Annotated in this window: 1 protein-coding gene; it reads left to right on the top strand. The window is 35.2% G+C overall.

The window, feature by feature from the left end:
• Nucleotides 1-651, top strand: a 651-nt coding sequence (locus B3J44_RS04805) for a sialate O-acetylesterase (protein ID WP_286966119.1), incomplete at its 5' end; no start/stop codon positions are given.
• Nucleotides 652-684 lie beyond the last annotated feature (33 nt).

The raw sequence follows: 684 nt of genomic DNA, 5'->3' as shown, positions 1-684 counted from the left end.
GTTTTATGGTATCAAGGAGAAGCTAATACCAAAAAGTCTTTGGAATATGGAGCTTTAATGGAAACCTTAATTGCAAATTGGCGTACGCAATGGAAACAGGAAAAATTGCCATTTTTATTGGTGCAGCTTCCAAATTTTATGGAGCCAAAACCAGAACCAACAGAAAGCAGTTGGGCTGCTTTAAGACAACAGCAATTAAATACGCTAAAAGTTCCAAATACAGGATTGGCCATAACAATAGATTTAGGCGAATGGAACGATATTCATCCTTTAGACAAATATGATGTTGGAAAAAGATTGTCGTTGCAAGCGAGAAAATTGGTTTACGGAGAAAAAAACTTAACTGCCTCAGGTCCGATTTTTCAATCTATGAAGCAAAATGGGAATAAACTGATTTTAAGCTTCTCAGATATTGGAACAGGTTTTATGATTAAAAAAGGAAACGATTTAAAAGAATTTGCCATTTCAGGAACAGACGGAAAGTTTGTTTGGGCAAAAGCAATTATTGATGGTGATAAAATCATAGTTTGGAATGACTCGGTTGCAAATCCTGTAAAAGTCCGTTATGCTTGGGCAGATAATCCTTCTGAAGCTAATTTATACAATAAAGAAGACTTGCCAGCTTCGCCTTTTGAAGCAGAGTTGAAATAAACTATAGATACGAGAACTTTGTCAAAGTTTTAA

The sequence above is a fragment of the Flavobacterium sp. UBA4854 genome (assembly GCF_002399805.1).
GTDB lineage: Bacteria > Bacteroidota > Bacteroidia > Flavobacteriales > Flavobacteriaceae > Flavobacterium > Flavobacterium ginsengisoli.
Note: the sequence above shows the minus strand (reverse complement) of the source record. Positions and strands in the feature narration are given on the sequence as shown.